We start from the raw sequence: 17,258 nt of genomic DNA, 5'->3' as shown, positions 1-17,258 counted from the left end.
TATGATGTCATTTTTAAGAAAAGTAACCCTTATTGCTATTTGTCTATTAGTTACAGGCGAATTAATGGCCGCAAAGAAGCCACTTTATTATTATGTGCAACTTAAAACGGATAAAGGCGAAGGCCTTTTACGCCTATATAATGAGACACCTTTGCACCGGGATAACTTTGTAAAACTTGTTAAAGAAAGCTACTACGATAGCTTACTTTTTCACCGCGTGATTCAGCACTTTATGGTGCAAGGTGGAGACCCTAACTCGAAAGATGCCGTAGCCGGACAAATGCTCGGCACAGGTGGGCCTGATTATAAAGTTGACGCCGAAATTCGGGAGGGACTTTTTCATAAACGAGGAACACTAGCCGCTGCGCGGGATAATAACCCCGAGAAAAAATCATCAGCATCACAGTTTTATTTGGTTCAGGGAAAAGTATTTACAGATGCTTCGCTTGATTCTTTAGAGCAGATGAGAATGGGGGGTAAGAAATTCTCCGATCAGCAGCGTGAAGCCTATAAAACTGTTGGAGGTGTGCCACATTTAGATGGTAATTACACTGTGTTTGGCGAGTTAATGGTCGGAGACCAACTTATTGATGCTATCGCTGCTGTAGAGACAGACGATCGTGATCGGCCAATAGAAGACGTGAGAATGTCTATGACATTATTAACAAGGCGTGAAGCATTGAACTTGGAGCGTGAAGCTGCTGGCCTAAAGGCTAAAAAGGGGGTGTTCACTAAATTTATTGACCTGTTTTCAAGTAAGTACTATTAAATGAAAATCGTTACGTATAATGTCAATGGGCTACGTGCCGCTTTAAAAAAAGATTGGTTGCTATGGCTTTCAGCATTAGCGCCCGATGTTGTTTGTTTGCAGGAGATTAAAGCCACGCCAGATCAATTGCCTGAACTGCATTTATTGGAAGAGCTCGGATACGAGCACTATTGGTATCCGGCACAAAAAAAAGGATATAGTGGGACTGCTATTTTTACAAAAATTACGCCTAAGCATGTAGAGTATGGTTGCGGCCATGAAGATTATGATTTTGAAGGAAGGATGATCCGTGCAGATTTTGATAACATATCGGTTATTAGTGCTTATTTTCCATCTGGTACTACCGGAGATGTAAGGCAAGACTTTAAATACCGGTTTTTAGCAGATTTTCAGGAGTATAGTGATAAGCTTTTACAAGAAAAGCCCAATTTGGTCGTTAGTGGCGATTTTAATATCTGCCACCGTGCAATTGATATACACAACCCCAAGACAAATGCAAAAAGCTCTGGTTTTTTACCAGAAGAACGGGAGTGGATGGAGAATTTTATACAGTCGGGCTATATAGATTCTTTTAGAGCACTTAACCCTGATCCGCATCACTACAGCTGGTGGAGCTATAGAGCGGGTGCAAGAGCCAAAAACTTAGGCTGGCGTATCGACTATAATATGGTGTCGAAGTCTTTAGAAGGCAAAATAAAAGGAGCCTCTATGTTACCCTCTGCTCTGCATTCCGATCACTGTCCAGTTTTGTTAGAACTCGATTTGTAAAGAAAATCTAAAAAAGATTGTATCATTAAAAACCCCTATCTAATCAAACAGAGAGGGGTTTTTAATTAAGCTTTAGTTCCGGCTAATATATGCGAAACAAGCTCGTTTTCGTCTAGGGGTTTGGTTAGTACAGCATCAAACTTATATTGCTGTTCGCCTTTATTGTCCAGTAACATAGTTTCTGCTGTAAAAACAAACACCTGTATTTCCTTGTGCTTTTTGTCTTCTCTTATTTGTTGGAGAATCTCCCATCCATTAATATCCGGCATCAATAAATCCGTAATGACCACATCTACGGGGTTGGTCTTAATGTATGCCAACGCTTCTGTTCCATTGTTAAATGTGCGCACTCCGGGGTGATCTTTAAAATAATGTTTCAAATAGAGGATATTAATCTGATTATCATCTATAAGCACCATATTCAATTCTTTTGGTAGGTCTGCAGTCGTATAGTTGATAACAAGATCTTCTTTTACCGCCTTCTCTATTATTGGTGTTTTCAAGGTAAAAGTGGAACCCTTGTTCACGCTGCTTTTTAAACTTATTGTGCCATTAAGTTGTTCAGCTAAAAGTTTAGAGATATATAAACCAAGTCCAAAACTACCCACCTTTGGTTTATTGTCTGTCATATAATATTGGCGAAAAATATATTTTTGGTCTTCGTTCGAAATACCTTTCCCGGTATCGCTTACCGAAATCAGCAAATTGTCTTGTCCATTTATGCTTGTTATTTCCGCAGTCAGTAAAACTTCTCCATTGTCAGTATATTTAATAGCATTACTGATCAAATTTGATACAATCTGTTTTATGCGAAAGGGGCTACTATGAATATACAGTTTAGGGTCAATTTTTATGTTATGTTTGAATTGTAACTTCTTCTTTTGTGCCTGATATACATGGAGGCTGAACACTTCTAGCAATATCCGTTGTATCGCAAAATCTTCATATTTGATGTCCAGTGCGCCGGCTTCCAGTTTGCTTAAGTTTAAGATATCAGTAACAGAGTTATTGATCAATGTTATTTCATGCGCAACAGAGTCTAGGTACTCTTTGTTTATAGCGTTTTGACTGTCATTCTTTTTTAAGATATCAATTACTCCCATCAACGATTGTATTGGCGAACGAACCTCGTGACTTATATTTGCCAATATGCTGGTTTTCTCTTCCGCCACACGGGCTGCATATTCTTTTTCTTCTTTTAAGCGACTTTCGTATGATTCTGCGTTACGCTGGTAATAAAGTAAAAAAAGGAGCATCAACAGCATAATACATAGTGCTATAATTAACTGGTCTCCAAATTTTTTAGCGTTTTCTTTATGCAGGTTTAAGTCAGCGGCTTCTGCTTCACCAATACGTGCCCGTTCGAGCTCCATCAGGTTGTCTATACCTGCGCGTAAGTCGTGCAATAAGCGGTAGTTTGATTGCAGCAAAGCCCGTTCTTTTTGTTGCAAGCCTTTGAAGTGGTTCCTTAGGTTGTTGACAGTGCGTATATAGGTACGTTCGTTTTGTATGATAATAGACTCTATACTTTTTTGTATTACGTCAAGCTGGTTACTATTTAGTACCTCTGTAGTATTACTTGATACAAGTGTATCATTTTTAGCATTAAAAATACGTTTGAACAAACCTTGTTTCTTTTGCACCACTGTGTCGGTATTAACCTTTACAAAAGAGGTGTCACTTAAAATCTTACTGATGACGGAGTCTGAAACTGGCGATTGAGGTTTTGTTATTCGGCTTATCGACTCTGGCTTGAAAACAGCAAGAGAGTCTTCTGCCAGCATAATCAAATTGTCAATACTTTTCTTCAGTTCGACATATTGCCCTGCCAAGTTGTCTCGTTCCTCTAGCGCAGAAATACCGCTTCCCATGGGGTTGTTTTCTATAGGTAGGGCTGAAATTGAATCGATAAAATACTTTATGGTATCAATTTTAGATTTATAGTCGATGTAATTTTTTTTGTCAAAATCAATAGTATACAATCGAAATTGATTTTCAGCCTCTCCGTATATAGAAAAAAGTTTATACAGAGCGGATGATTTGGTCTTGCCAGAAGCATAGGCCGTGTTTAGCTGTTCTTTGACTTTCTGATATTCTAAGAACTGATAAACGAAAATGATACTTATGTAAGCAAAGGAGATGACTACGGCTGCAATTAAAAACCTACGTAGTAAAAGTGTATTTTTTTCTTTTTTCACTATTTTATATTTAGTGTTACTATTGGCATGTATACCAATTATGTTTTATTTAAATCCAATGATGCCTGTTTATTTTGAATATTCATATGACGCATGTCACATAATATAAACTATGTACTTCCTTTATGCGGTCCTCATGCTCTTATTGGATAATAGTGCATACTTGTCGAATATTTAAAGAGTAGATATAAATGTTGTTATCCGATATAAAAACAGTTTAGTTCTTGAAAATAGGCTAAAAACGTGCCCAAAGATACACAAAAGCTTATGCTTAATCAGGTGTGTTTTGTAAATTTTTTACTATAAGTAATTGACAGTCTTATTATATGGTATATTTTCTTTACTTTTAAAGTAGTGTTATTGTTCGAATAGAATTAAGGGTGCTGTTAAACCTAATGTTGCGAGACGTACATTATTATCGCGAAGTGTTTTTGTTGATTAATAATAAAATATGATAATCGTTTTTTACCATGTAAATTAGCTTGATTAAGTGTTGTATTAATGAAAATTTATGGTAGATAATATTTCTGTGTTTTGGTTCCGACGGGATCTGCGCATTCGTGATAATAGGGGGTTGGCAGCTGCACTTCGTTCTGGTTATTGCACGTTGCCAATTTTTATATTCGACACTAATATTCTTTCTGAGTTAGCTGATACGGCTGATCGGCGGGTCGATTATATACTGCAAGCTTTAAAAGCTGTACAAAAAGAACTTCAGGCTTATGGGTCCGATCTGCGGGTCTATATCGGCGATCCGTTAATTGTGTGGAAGCAGCTACTTACTGATTATCATGTGAAGTCGGTATACTGTAATACCGATTATGAACCTGCGGCTATCAGGCGGGATGCGGCGGTTGTTGCTTTATTACAAAAGCATAGTATTCCTTTTTATTCGTTTAAAGATCACGTGATTTTTGATAAGGCTGAAGTCGTAAAGCAAGACGGTAGCCCTTATACTGTTTTTACACCTTACAGTCGTAAATGGAAGTCATTGCTTTCTGCACAAGATTATGCAGCTGTACAGCCGCATTATAATAGCTTGAAGCGTCTAGAACCTATAGCGCTTCCCACTTTGTCTGCCATTGGTTTTACACCTACTCGTATAAAATACTCCAAGCCCGTTCTCGACTCCCATTTGGTCAAGGAATATGCTTTAAAGCGCGACTATCCCAGTCTTGATGCTGGGAGTGGTTTAGGTATAGCGCTCCGTTTCGGTACGCTCTCGGTTAGAGAGGCTGTTGCCTTTGCTACGTTGCATAGCGAAACCTGGTTGAACCAATTGATCTGGCGAGAGTTTTTTATGCAAATATTGTATCATTATCCTTTGGTTCAGCAACATTGCTTCAAAGCGAAATACGAAAATATTCCTTGGCAGAATAATGAAGATGAATTTCAACTTTGGTGCTCTGGCAATACGGGCTATCCTCTGGTCGACGCTGGAATGAACCAACTAAACCAAACCGGTTTTATGCATAATCGGGTACGCATGGTTGTAGCGAGTTTCTTAACCAAGCATTTACTGATTGACTGGCGCTGGGGCGAAGCTTATTTTGCTCAAAAGCTTAATGATTACGATTTGGCTTTAAACAATGGCAATTGGCAGTGGGCGGCAGGATGTGGTTGCGATGCTGTGCCTTATTTTCGAGTCTTTAATCCGAGCGAGCAGAGTCGAAAATTTGACCCTCATCAGGAGTATATCAAGCGTTGGAACCCGACTGCTTATACAAACCCTATCGCTCCAATTGTAGATCACTCATGGGCTCGGGAGCGGGCTTTACGCGTTTATAAACTTGCGCTTCACGAAGGGTAAGCCTATGATAAGTTGAATACTTAACATACTCGAATGCACTCAAAACTTGTCTCTGCTAATACTTGTTTCTCTTTTTTATATACCTTGATGTAGCCTTTTGTGACCGAAGTCATATTATTTTGTGATGTTGTCGTTTTGTTTTGACAGAATTTTATTCTGATTTATTCATTTTATTTTCAATAATATTCTGAAAACACCAGCATAAGTAAGGATGAGTATATTTTTTATCGCTCCTGTTATACCCTCTATTTAACTTTGCGTATGGGATATATTATGGTCTTGTACCCGAAATTGTAAAGGCATCATAATACTTAAACAGCCTAATTGAATTTTGAGATAGCAGTGTTTTTACTGCAGTTTCTGAGCAAATGTTTTCGTTTATCTTTTGTGTGTATAACTGAGCAAAATATCCTAAGTAAAGAAAAATAGAGTTTGTAAGCAGGCTTATCAAAATAGTTAATTATGAATGAGAAGAAAATATATGTTGCCCCTTCAGTTGAGGTGCAATACGTAAAGCTTGAAGAGAGCATTGCTGCCAGTTCGGCGCAGGTCACAGGAGGTGAAAATAACAATAGTCTGCATACACCAGGAGTTGAGTTATGGGGTGATGAGATTGACGGTGGGACACAGCGTGGAGATTATTAATAAAATATTTCATAACAGATTAATTTTGAGAAGATATGTATTTCACATCTATTTATAAAAGTTGCTTATTGTTAGGGGTTGTTGTTTTATTTTTTCATAGCTGCTCGAAGGATACTGATAGTGGTGTGGGCGATATTGCTGGAAATGCTATTCTTGCCGTTTCTGTAGCGGGTATAGAAGATGGTATGTTACGAGCTAAAATAGGTAAAATTGCCGGACTATCAGGAATGAAAACAAGTAATGCCAGTCATGCTGACAACTTTTCAGAGGTCGAACTAGTGACCCATACAGATTTTGATGCCGTATTATCGGTAGAGGCAAGCGGAAGTGGAGAGGATAATCCATTTCAACTTTCAAAACAGGCTTCCGCTGGGGCTGTTAAGCCTTCCAATTTGTTGAACGCAGCTACAAAGCCCATGGTACAGGGTGTAAAGTACCATCTGATATTAAGACAGAAAGATAACGGTCAGGTTGTTTATAATGGAGGGATGACCGCTGGTACAGATTTTAAGATAGACGTTGTAAAAGGGCAGACTTACGAGTGGGTGGCTTATTCTTACAATAATGATGAAGTTGTGCCGGCACCATCATCTTCTAACTTGTCCAATGCAACTATCCCTACTGGTGAAGGTGTAGATTTGCTACATGCTGCTGGCGAGGTTACAGTCAGTAATCCTGCTAACCCTTCTGCAGCAATTGTAATGCCTCTTGGTATTGTATTTAAACATAAATTACGCCGCATTATGGTTGAGCTGAATACGATGGGAATGTTTGCTGATTTAATGACTGCCGAAATAGAGCTCGCAGACGATTATTTTAGGAAAGGCACCATGACGGTTTGGTCCGGGGCTGTTACAGATAGTCAAATAATCACTGGTCAGCGAACACATACGGCACATAAAGCAATTGAAGGCCATAGCTATGGCGACCGCCGGGCATTCTATTTCTATACCACAAGAACGGCTGATATAAATAATTTTAAGGTGAATTTAAAACGGTTCAAAATTCAGTTAGACGAGCCTGGTCTGACACGCGAGTTTACAGCGCCTGTCACTTATACATTTGCTAAACTTCCTGCTGGGGCATTGGGGCAATCTGTTGCTGCTAAGATTGATTTAGTCGAGTCCGCTTTGACAGTTCAGGGTATAAGATGGGCTAGGTCAAATCTGTATTATCAAGCGGGGCATAATCCTTACAGGTATGGGCATATGAACAGGTTAACGGACAATCAAAATAGTTTTTTCGGTTTTAAAGATGTGCTTCCTGCCAGTGAAAACACGAATCGTCAAGGTGGAGACCCTTGCATGTTAGTTTATCCTGAAAAATTATGGCGTTACCCTACACCTCAGGAGATACAAAGTATGGTAAATGCAACTTACTCGAATAGTAATGCCGCTAATGATCAGAAGATGATGTATGATTTAGATGTGCCTTCCACAAGTACACTTTACCCAGACGCAAAGCTAACATTTAAATTTAATGGTCAGTGGGAGCAGCTTTTAGATTTAGGCCCTCTTGGAGGTTTAGGCTGGCCTGTATATAGAAATAAAGGTACACGCTTCGAAATATGGTCTACAGATAAATTTTTAGACCTAGGCTGGTTGCTTGATTTGGGCTCACATCATTTAAGAGGAAGTTATGAGTGGCAGCTCATTGGTGGTACGGTCCCCAGAGTTAACTATAATACTAAAATACTTAATGAGGTCACAATATTAGGTATAAGTTTATTAAATGGTGGCTTCAAGAACGTTCGATGCGTCAGGAATGACTAATTATTTATATGTGCCTATTTATCGTGTTCGCAAGTAGGTTTAAGAGATTTTTTGATAAGTAAAGTAAAGCCTGGGTTTCTTAAGCCCAGGCTTTTTTAATGGTTTATGTTTTAAGGTGTATTTACTCCGTCCACTTGCGACTGCATGAGCAACCAGGAAATGATATTGCCAAATAGTATGGAGTTTTGCGCATGCCAAGTGAGTCCATCTCTGTTTGGCTCTACAGCCCCTGTTAGTGGCGAACGCCCGTAATGTTTTCTTTCTATGGGGTAATAATTGTCGTCAATGGTAAAGGGTGCCGCTGTGTTGCTAGGACCAGCGGCAGTGACCGTTGTCATATGGTTGGCTAAAAAGCCTTCGTCGCCTACATAAAAGAAATTTAGCTTCTTATGTCGGAACATGGATATACTGTTCAATCGGTGCTCTTGATAGTTGTTGGTCCCAACGGTATATACTTCGATATCTGCGAGGTCGGTCGCCGAAAGATCATCTAAGTATAAGTTGCCCGCATTATGCCCCCCTCGATATTTACCGCGGACGTCGCCAAAGGGCCATGTTAGAATATTAGGGTCTACGTCTTTGAGCATAAACATTCCTCCAGGTTCACTATATTTATTTAAAGATAGATTGGGGCTGTTGGGAAATATAAGCGGAAAAAAGGATTCTTCTAAGGTACGGCCACCATCGGTGCTCACCATAAACAATACAGCCCCTTTACGGTTGATATACCTTGCTAAAGCGCCGTAATCCTTAGCGTTGAAACTGCCTGTAGGGCTTAGTATGATAATATCAGGATCTACTCCTGTCGCATTGCGGCCTTCTAGTCGATCGTATAAAGTTTCCGAAGATATTCTGTCAATCACTTCGTGCACAATGGGTTCGGTGCGCATATGACTGTTTACGTCGGGGCCGAAATTGGTGGTGTTTCTAAAAAAGAATGCTCCAGATGCGCGGTTGGCATTTGATGCTGTAGTGCCATTAAGGGCGTCTGATTCGAAATGTAATACCCGTTTTTGAGTTATATGCCGCCATACGTCAATCTGTGCCGAGTGTATCTTTCCTTTGCTGTCAGAAGCAAAATCAAAAGTTTCCTCTCGGCCTTCAGGAAAAGCTTGCAGAATATCCATCGGGCTACCGCTAGGAAGGGTTACGGTTAGCGTGGTAAACTTGACGGTGTAGCTGTTCTGGTTTAGATCGGCACTGTAAAAAGACGTGCTTTTTGCTCGACTCGAGCCCTCCACCACATCCTCGAGAGTTAAAGTCGTCGTAGGCACTTTGGCGAGCCCTGTGATGGCACGGCTAGTAATGTTAAAGGATCCCGTTTTTACATAGCTATCCTCTGCAAATTCTGCAGCATGGTTAGTGATATCTCCAAATATACCTCGTGTGTCGATTTGCACTTGAATCTGCTTCAGCTGATGTTCAAAACTGATCTTCACAGCGTTGTTGCCACTAGAGGTCGCTTTGACTACCCCTGTTGCATAGAGTAGCGGCTTGTCTATGTAAGTCTGTATTTGTGGATTGTTTGTATGCAGCGCAGGAATATCTTCCTCATTGTCGTACGAATAGGCATACCAATCGTAGTTCTGGTCTTTTACAATATCCAGTTGTAGCTCTGTTCCTGATATTGCTTGCACATCTTGTTCGAAAGCCTGGGTCGATTGGTTGCGGAGCACAAAGCGATATTTTACCCCCGTTTTCATCGGAATCGGATCGGCTGCAGCAAAACGGGGGAGAGACGTGTTGCTTGCCATTTTATATACACTGGCTTGTTTTACTCTACTTAAAGATATTGATGAGCTGCTTTTACCAAGAGACAGGTCATATTCTTCTATTGCAGAAAAACTCATTTCTACATCGCCTTTCTTTAGTAATTTGCGGTGGGGCGTGTTGTTGTTTTTAGCAGTATGCAGCGCAGTAGACATGTTTTTTACTTTGTCAAGCCTCCCTGTGGGTTCTATGGCTTGCATGCCTGCTACACTGATTGTTAATGTTACAGAGTCTTTGTAGCTTTCTGCATCATTTTTTTCTTTAGAGCAGGCAGAAAATACGATAATAGTTGTTGCTACTATCGTCAAAAAACGGAGCATCCTAGATGCTTTTCTTTTCATATTTACATATGTTTTACTCATGTCCAATTTTTGTTTTTTTTAGGTGTCTTATCTTTTGTATGGGTCTATATTTATTTTGTCAAGTTATTTTATGGTTTTTTAGGTGTCTTTTATTGCTATATGGTTAGTAAAATAATAATAAGAAAAGTTCACTTATTATCCTAATAACTTTCTTGTTTAAGGCTTTGCGTTTCGCTTCAAAGCAGTATTTATATTATTATCATTTTTCTGTACATACTAATAAAACATGAAAACAGCGAAGCTGATATCAGTTTCGCTGTTTTCATGTTTTATATAGTTGTAATCTTACTATTGAATGGGTGACCTATCGAGCTCCATATAATGTGCCTGTGCAATTAAATAGGCAAACACATTGCCGAATATGGCCGAGTTGTGCACGTGCCATCCTCGATCAGGAGTGCCTGCTTCTGGCGAGTTTGATTGGGCTGCGCGTCCATATGCCGTATGCGGAACTGGAAAGTTCTGTTCATTGGTTGCATAAGGCTCAATTGTATAGCTAGTATACTGCCCCCATTGTTTTTCATTTGATAAAAACCCCGTGTCGCCAACATAAAACAAATTAAACGTTTTATGGCGGAACATCGACACGCTTCCTGGCTGTTGGTTGTTCCTATTTACGGAAGATTCGCTATAAATAAAAATATTCTCTTTTTCACCTGCAGGTATATTCTCAATATAAAAGGTTGACGAACCATCCTGTCCCCAATATTTTCCGCGTGTATCGTCAAATGGCCATCCTAAAACATCCGAGTCCACGTTGTTTAACTTGTAAATAGAACCACTTATATCATAAAGCTTCATGGTCACTGCTTGTGAGTTAAATATTCTTTGGAAGAATACTTCTGGGCGGCCCAGGTTTGCGTTTTCTATCATTAAAAACACAACGCCTCCTCTTCTTACATATAACTCTAAGATGTCATAGTCAGCTTGCGTAAAGCCAGAAAACATTCCTGCTATAATGATGTCCGGCCAAGTTGCCGGATTGGCTAGGGCATTTCTTAATTTATTTGCTCCTGATGTTTGTACATCATGTTCAAATCCTCTTACGCGTACATAGGGGCTTACAGAACTGAAATTTCTAACATCCCTTAAAAATGCGCCCGAGGCTTTCGCTGGGTTAGAGGCCGCATAGCTATAAACAGAGTTCCCCTCAATGTGCAATATTTTTTTTGTAGGTATTACTTTATAGACTTCGACTTTGACATAATGTACTTTCCCTTTACCACCCGTAGTAAATGAAAATGTTCTCTCCTGAACGCTCAGGTCCTGTACTGGTAAGCTTTCGGAGGCGCCGTTTGGTAATATCACCGCTAGTTGGTCAACATCAATGGTATAAGTCCGGTTAGAAAGCTCAGCTGTATAGTAGCGGGCTTCCAGCTGACGGTCAGAGTCTGATTCTACATTTGTAAATATTAAATTACTTATTGGCGCCGTATTAAGGGAGCCCGTCATATTACCGGTTTTAATATTGAAGGCAGTGGTCTTTATGTTGGTGTTTTGGGCAAATTTTGCTAATAACGACGTAATATTACCAAACACACCGCGTGTGTCTATGCGTATTTTTACCTGTTGCAGTTGGTGTTTGAAAACAATCACTAGCGGTGTACTTCCCGTTTCAGTAGCCGTTATTGTACCTCTGGCGTATAAAAACGGTTTGTCAATTTTCGTTTCAATTTCTGGGTTATTGGCATTTAAAGGGGGAATATTGTCTTCACTATCATAGGAGTACGCATACCATTCGTACTCCTGGTTTTTTACCACGTCCAATTCAACTTTAGTCCCCGATGTAGCTTGTAAAGAGTGTTCAAACTGTTGGCTTGCTTTGTTATAGAGCACCAGCCAATATTTCACGCCCACCTCCATTGGTATGTCCGCAGCTAAAGGCGCAATACCCGATCTGCTCATTTGTTTTGCAATAGCAGGTCTATTTGCCCTATTTATTGCCCTATAAGGTGTGTTTTCGCCAAATGAAAGATCTTTTCCTATTGCTGTTGTGATATCTATTTCTATATCCTCTCCTCGTTTAACCACTTCTTTTTTTAAGATCGTTTCTCCAGTCTTCATGAAAGTACTAGCTGACATGCTTTTGCCCTTAGGTGTCGTCACATCTTCACTAGTTATGCTACCAATGCTTACGCTTATTTTGGTCGATCCGTCCGGTAGTATTACTTTCTTATCCTCTTTGGAGCAGGATAAGAAAGTAATAGCCCCTAGTATGCTTATAATAAAAGAAATTCGCAATCTAAATCCCGTTTTTTTAACAATTGTATTTATCTTGTTCATACTCGATGAATTAGTCTTCAAAAATCCAGTCTTTCTCAATGGTTTCCACCTCTTCTTCTGTTATCCAAGGCTGATGGTTGTTACTTCCCCCTCCTCCTGGACTAACAGTTGTTGATGAAGCTGCTATGCTATACTCCAATTCTATTTCCGTTTTTTTTAAAGAGGGAGGCTGATATTTTATTCTTGTTTTTTTTGTATTCATTTTCAATTATTTTTTACTGAATTTTTAGGAGTCGAGGATGTATTCTTCCATACGAATAGCATTATCTCTCTTTCAATGCTCGTTGTGTATCTGTGAAATTTGTTAATATTCTCATTAATAATTGTTTTCATTATATTCAATTCCAGACAGGGAAATTTAAACAAGTACTATTCCTGACTGTGTGTGTGCAGGTGTTTTTTTCTACTCAAAAACACTCAACTCTCTTTTTGTAATGTGTGAGTTTGATTTTTTCTCTGTTTTTACTTGTAGCTCTCGTTCCTTTATGTAGTTCTGGCTTGCTTTTGAGTATGTATTAGTTGTTTACTGAAGAGGTATTGTGTGATAAATCAAAGAATTACGTCTGTTTTTTTATTAAAAGCTAATATTTATCTTTTATTTAAATATTATAATATCTTTTTGTAAAGCTTTAAACAGTCTCCCTTCAAATCTAGATAAACAAAAAAAGCCCGACATATGCATGCCGGGCTCCTGGTTTAATCTGTTTTTATAATAGGTTACTTACTCACAGGGATTAGTGTTATTGAGCTGATTTCTGGGAGTGCTTCACCCTGAATGTTGTCAGCATGCAATTGTATCTGTAGCGCAGCGTCACCTATATCCTGTTGCGTGACTTCAAAATACCCCACTTTTTTGTCTGTAAAACTATTTCCTGTTTCGGTTGAAAAAACTTGATTTAGTGTCTGCGATCCCATTTTAATAGTTATCGTTCCTGTATGTTTTTCATTAGGGAGGTAATTTAGTATTACTTCATATTGCCCTGGTCTTTGAATCTTGATATCCCATATTACATGATCGTTCTTGTTTGTCCATGAGCCTACTGCGTTGGGCCTGTTAGGGTTATGTGTGGTTGCGCCAATCAGTTTTATCCCGTTGTTGCCTACTAGCTGCGCATTGTTTGCTGTTAGCACAATGCGTCCGTCTTTCTGGCTCTGCACTTGGCTTTGTATAACTTGTGGCTCACCTTCAATATCCGCAACGATTACCAAAGGCATTTGTCCGCCAAATCCCTCTGGTAGCTGAATTATCTTTCCCGCCAAATCACTGTCTATTTGTAGCTTCTGTTTAGGGGCTCCTAGGATATGAGCCTGTTTAATAGCGCTTGATAAAGGTACTGTTATGTTGCCGTCAGCGGGTATGTCAAATACATGAAAATACAGTTTTCCTTTCTTTTGTGTCGAATAGCCCCAGTCTACTGTTTGAAACGGACTGGCTGTTGTGCCGTATATCGCTTCCGAATTAACGCTCATCCATGTACCAATATCTTTCAGTAGTTTTTTTGCTTCGTCTGGTATTGCGCCTTCTGCGTCGGGCCCTACGTTCAGTAAAAAGTTACCACCTTTACTTACTGTTTCTATAAAAAGTCGCATTGTTTTATCAAAAGACTTCCAATTCTTATCATGGGCACTGTAACCGTAACTTTCGTTCATCGTGTGGCTCACTTCCCAGTCCATTCCTGGCAGACCAGTTGGTGGAATATACTTTTCTGGTGTTCCTATATCTCCGTTTTTATTTTCCAGTCCGTCCCAAAATCTATTATTAACGAGTATATTGGGCTGCCATTTGATGAGATCCTTCAGAATCCGCTTTGTTCCCCAGCTCTCTCCTTGATGTTTTTTGCTGCTAAAGTCTAGCCACAAAACATCTAAAGCATCATAATTGGTTGCCAGTTCTTTAACCTGCTCGTACAAAAAGTTCTTATAGCTTTCATGATTTGGCTGGTACCCCGTCGGGTTTGAGTTGAGGTAGCTTACTCCTTCGTACGAATCAGGGTGCTGCCAGTCTAACAGCGAGTAGTAAGCGCCTGCTTTAAGCCCTTTTTTATGAAAGGCAGTTATTATTTCTCCGTATAGGTCTCTGCCGTCCGGAGAGATGTTCGTCCCGCCTGTGATGTCATTGTTTAGTGCAAAAGGCTGCTTGCTATTAAAAATTGAAAATCCTTCATGGTGGCGGGATGTAATAATCATATATTTCATACCAGCATCATCAGCCAACTTAGCCCATTCGTCGGCATTAAATTTTGAAGCGGTAAACTTTGGCTTTAAAACCTCTGCATATGGCTTGCTGGGTACTTTGGCCCATGCTTGTATCCATTCCGCATAATGTTGGGGGTATTGTTTGCCGTCCCAACTGCCTGCTGCTGCACTATACAAGCCCCAGTGTATAAACATGCCAAATCGAGCTTCTCTGAACCACTCCATGCGTTTGTCTTTTGTTTCTTCCCACCCGGCCACCCCTTCATAAGGGAGAGAGGCTTCTTGAGCTTTTGTTGAAAGGCTGGTTGCGGCAAGAATACCGATTAGGCTGATTTTCTTTATAATGTTCATTTATGTTTATGTTGAATTTTATATATCGAGGTGAATTTAGTAAAATCTTTCACAAAACAGCTTTGGTTAATGAAAGATTTGGGTTTTTAGTTGTTCTTGCATATATCAGTTGTTGATATCAGAGTCCGAGCAAAACCCTGTTTGGCTGTATGTGGGATGCGTGTCTCTATGTAAAGTTAAAGAGATAAGTGGAAAAATAGTTGCAAAATCAGGTCAGTGGTAGTATGGTTGCGCACCCCTTAGTATTTTATTAACTTTTTATTTTTTACACAATGAGTTATTGCTTTAAGTAGATTCTGTAGTGCATTTTTACGATTGGTTTACGAAGAACAAGACGTTAAATAAATAAAATAAGTAGGTTTGTATGTTTTGTGCTACCAACTTAATATATTTTTAATCTTTGAATAATTTAAGGGCTATATTAATTCAGTTTTCTAAAGGAAATCAACTGGCTTTCCGTAGACTTTACGACATTTACAGTGCCGATGTCTATCGGGTTGCTTTTTATATCTTGAAAATTGAAAAGTATGCAGAAGAGGTGGTTCAGGACAGTTTTTTAAAACTCTGGGACAATCGTGAGGTTATCGATGTCAATACGAGCCTGAATACTTATCTGTATGTCATCTGCAGGAATTTGAGCTTTAATAAACTAAAGCAGGTTAAACGGGAGCAAAAACTATTCAGAACTATACAGCAGGAAGACGAATATGTACACCATGATTCGGATCATTTTCTAACGATAAAAGAGTTTCATGAATCTTTTGAAGCTATCTTAGACTTACTTCCTGAGCGGCAGCGCTTGATTTTGCGGCTTAGCCGTCTGGACGGTTTTTCGCACAAAGAAATAGCCGAGCAATTGTCTATTTCTACAAATACCGTTAAAAATCACGTGGTACAGGCTCTTAAAACCATTAAAAACCATCTAGAAAATCAAAAACCAAACGCTTCATTATCTCTTATTTTATTTTTATTTACTTTTTTTTTCAACGACTAGTCCTTCTTGCCTTCGAATCTTGTTCTTACAGTAAGGAACAATTATAAATAATGCAAAAAGAAGAGATAGAAAGCTTAATTGCGCTATATTTTGAAGATAAGCTTGATGCTGCCGGCGAAGAGCAGCTGATCAATTTACTGAATGACGAACCCTCAGAAGATGTGTTAAAGATTTTCGATCGTTATGTCGGGCGTAGTGGCAGGCCTGTCGAGTTTTCCGACATGCAAAGTCGTAAGGTGTGGCAGGCTGTGGTTGCGCAGCAAAAGTTGCCAACGCAGCGTAAGCGTCAAAGCTATCTGCGTTTTGCAGGTTTTTTATTGGCTTTTTTCTCTGCTGCACTATTAATATATCAATTTGCTTTGCGTAAGGATGATTTGTCTCCTTCTTTATCGAATAAGACTGACGACGTATCTTTGCATCAAGATGGCGCACTTAGTCTTCAGGTTCAAATGTCGAGCGGAGCCCTTCGCCCTCTAAGCCATACCGAGTATACGGCCTATGTAGAGCAGAGCGATAGTCAAACAACGAAACTGAAATTATCATCATTTGGCCCTTTGCAACAAGAGGCTGTCGCTTTGGTGTTGCGCACAGATAAAGGGCAAATACACACTTTATTATTGCCAGATGGCACAAAAGCATGCTTAAATAGCCGAACGGAAGTCACTATCCCTTTAGATTTTAATAAACAAAATAGGGATCTTGCTTTAAATGGAGAAGCTTATTTTGAAGTGTTTCCACAACCAGATAAACATTTTCGCGTACAAGGTAAATACAACCGTACGGAGGTATTAGGTACACACTTTAATGTCTATGCCTACGCGGATGAGGTCGAAAGAACCACATTGGTTGAAGGTAAAGTAAAAGTGTCCAATCAGGCAGGAGAAGCCTTGCTAAAAGTAGGCGAACAATCTTACGGTAACATGGACAAGCCGATGGTGCTAGAAGTAGATACTAGCTTAGCACGCATGTGGCAGCAGGGATACTTTGTTTTTAATAATCTTGACATTAAAGAGTTAATGGCGCGTATCGACGATTGGTACGACATACATTCTGTAGATATCGCTTATAAAGGTACAGCTCGTTTTTCAGGAACTTTCAAGAAAAGTGATAGTTTAAAGGAGCTCTTGAACCATTTGGAGGAAGTTTCGGATATTAAGTTTAACATCAAACAGGGAGGAGTGTATGTTATGAATCGATAACTACTAATATAAAAGAAGAAGCGGGAATGCGGCAACATCCCCGCTAGCGATATGACCAATAAACAATCAAATTTTATCAATCAATTTATCTATCTAAATGTATAAAAAAAATAACGCATTGCGGCGCTTTTTTAATAAAGA

General features: G+C 39.4%; 12 protein-coding genes. 7 read left to right on the top strand and 5 right to left on the bottom strand.

What is annotated here, in order from left to right; all coding sequences use genetic code 11:
• Position 1 precedes the first annotated feature (1 nt).
• On the top strand, positions 2-769 hold the full coding sequence (locus tag ORI89_RS02990; RefSeq protein WP_268228941.1) for a peptidylprolyl isomerase: 768 nt from the start codon (positions 2-4) through the stop codon (positions 767-769).
• The gene (locus ORI89_RS02985) at positions 770-1,537 is read left to right on the top strand and encodes an exodeoxyribonuclease III (protein ID WP_268228940.1); all 768 of its coding nucleotides are present in this window, start codon (positions 770-772) and stop codon (positions 1,535-1,537) included.
• A gap of 65 nt (positions 1,538-1,602) precedes the next feature.
• Here the strand turns inward: ORI89_RS02985 and ORI89_RS02980 are convergent, their stop codons facing one another.
• Entirely contained in the window at positions 1,603-3,735 is a 2,133-nt protein-coding gene (locus ORI89_RS02980) for an ATP-binding response regulator (RefSeq protein ID WP_268228939.1), read from the bottom strand.
• Positions 3,736-4,246: 511 nt separating this feature from the next.
• On the opposite strand from ORI89_RS02980, the gene ORI89_RS02975 reads away from it, so the two are divergent.
• The 3 genes from ORI89_RS02975 to ORI89_RS02965 all read left to right on the top strand — a co-directional run bounded on the left by ORI89_RS02975 (position 4,247) and on the right by ORI89_RS02965 (position 7,962).
• Positions 4,247-5,545 (top strand): cryptochrome/photolyase family protein, encoded by a 1,299-nt coding sequence (locus ORI89_RS02975; RefSeq protein ID WP_268228938.1) that lies wholly within the window; start codon positions 4,247-4,249, stop codon positions 5,543-5,545.
• 462 nt (positions 5,546-6,007) lie between these two features.
• Positions 6,008-6,190 carry a hypothetical protein gene (locus ORI89_RS02970; RefSeq protein WP_268228937.1) on the top strand — a complete coding sequence of 61 codons (183 nt, stop codon included), beginning with the start codon at positions 6,008-6,010 and terminating at the stop codon, positions 6,188-6,190.
• Between the two features lie 35 nt (positions 6,191-6,225).
• Complete coding sequence (locus tag ORI89_RS02965; protein WP_268228936.1) at positions 6,226-7,962, top strand: hypothetical protein; 1,737 nt, start codon at positions 6,226-6,228, stop codon at positions 7,960-7,962.
• A gap of 110 nt (positions 7,963-8,072) precedes the next feature.
• On the opposite strand, the gene ORI89_RS02960 is transcribed toward ORI89_RS02965, so the two are convergent.
• The 4 genes from ORI89_RS02960 to ORI89_RS02945 all read right to left on the bottom strand — a co-directional run bounded on the left by ORI89_RS02960 (position 8,073) and on the right by ORI89_RS02945 (position 14,924).
• Complete coding sequence (locus tag ORI89_RS02960; RefSeq protein WP_268228935.1) at positions 8,073-10,073, bottom strand: hypothetical protein; 2,001 nt, start codon at positions 10,071-10,073, stop codon at positions 8,073-8,075.
• A gap of 309 nt (positions 10,074-10,382) precedes the next feature.
• On the bottom strand, positions 10,383-12,377 hold the full coding sequence (locus tag ORI89_RS02955; RefSeq protein WP_268228934.1) for a hypothetical protein: 1,995 nt from the start codon (positions 12,375-12,377) through the stop codon (positions 10,383-10,385).
• A gap of 10 nt (positions 12,378-12,387) precedes the next feature.
• A complete protein-coding gene (locus ORI89_RS02950; RefSeq protein WP_268228933.1) occupies positions 12,388-12,579 on the bottom strand; it encodes a hypothetical protein in 192 nt (63 codons plus the stop codon).
• Positions 12,580-13,094: 515 nt separating this feature from the next.
• Positions 13,095-14,924, bottom strand: coding sequence for an alpha-L-fucosidase (locus tag ORI89_RS02945; protein WP_268228932.1), 1,830 nt, complete (start codon positions 14,922-14,924; stop codon positions 13,095-13,097).
• 400 nt (positions 14,925-15,324) lie between these two features.
• On the opposite strand from ORI89_RS02945, the gene ORI89_RS02940 reads away from it, so the two are divergent.
• Complete coding sequence (locus tag ORI89_RS02940) at positions 15,325-15,918, top strand: RNA polymerase sigma factor (RefSeq protein WP_268228931.1); 594 nt, start codon at positions 15,325-15,327, stop codon at positions 15,916-15,918.
• A gap of 50 nt (positions 15,919-15,968) precedes the next feature.
• Positions 15,969-17,117: a FecR family protein gene (locus tag ORI89_RS02935; RefSeq protein ID WP_268228930.1), complete on the top strand. Its 1,149-nt coding sequence runs from the start codon at positions 15,969-15,971 to the stop codon at positions 17,115-17,117.
• Positions 17,118-17,258: the final 141 nt, after the last annotated feature.

Source organism: Sphingobacterium sp. UT-1RO-CII-1 (assembly GCF_026711005.1).
GTDB lineage: Bacteria > Bacteroidota > Bacteroidia > Sphingobacteriales > Sphingobacteriaceae > Sphingobacterium.
The sequence above is the reverse complement of the archived record's forward strand: the minus strand, read 5'-3'. Positions and strand labels throughout refer to the sequence as shown.

Coding starts and splice junctions, on each gene's coding strand:
- ORI89_RS02990 (WP_268228941.1), top strand. CDS start 2: ATGATGTCATTTTTAAGAAAAGTAACCCTTATTGCTATTTGTCTATTA.
- ORI89_RS02985 (WP_268228940.1), top strand. CDS start 770: ATGAAAATCGTTACGTATAATGTCAATGGGCTACGTGCCGCTTTAAAA.
- ORI89_RS02975 (WP_268228938.1), top strand. CDS start 4,247: ATGGTAGATAATATTTCTGTGTTTTGGTTCCGACGGGATCTGCGCATT.
- ORI89_RS02970 (WP_268228937.1), top strand. CDS start 6,008: ATGAATGAGAAGAAAATATATGTTGCCCCTTCAGTTGAGGTGCAATAC.
- ORI89_RS02965 (WP_268228936.1), top strand. CDS start 6,226: ATGTATTTCACATCTATTTATAAAAGTTGCTTATTGTTAGGGGTTGTT.
- ORI89_RS02960 (WP_268228935.1), bottom strand. CDS start 10,073: ATGAAAAGAAAAGCATCTAGGATGCTCCGTTTTTTGACGATAGTAGCA.
- ORI89_RS02955 (WP_268228934.1), bottom strand. CDS start 12,377: ATGAACAAGATAAATACAATTGTTAAAAAAACGGGATTTAGATTGCGA.
- ORI89_RS02950 (WP_268228933.1), bottom strand. CDS start 12,579: ATGAATACAAAAAAAACAAGAATAAAATATCAGCCTCCCTCTTTAAAA.
- ORI89_RS02945 (WP_268228932.1), bottom strand. CDS start 14,924: ATGAACATTATAAAGAAAATCAGCCTAATCGGTATTCTTGCCGCAACC.
- ORI89_RS02935 (WP_268228930.1), top strand. CDS start 15,969: ATGCAAAAAGAAGAGATAGAAAGCTTAATTGCGCTATATTTTGAAGAT.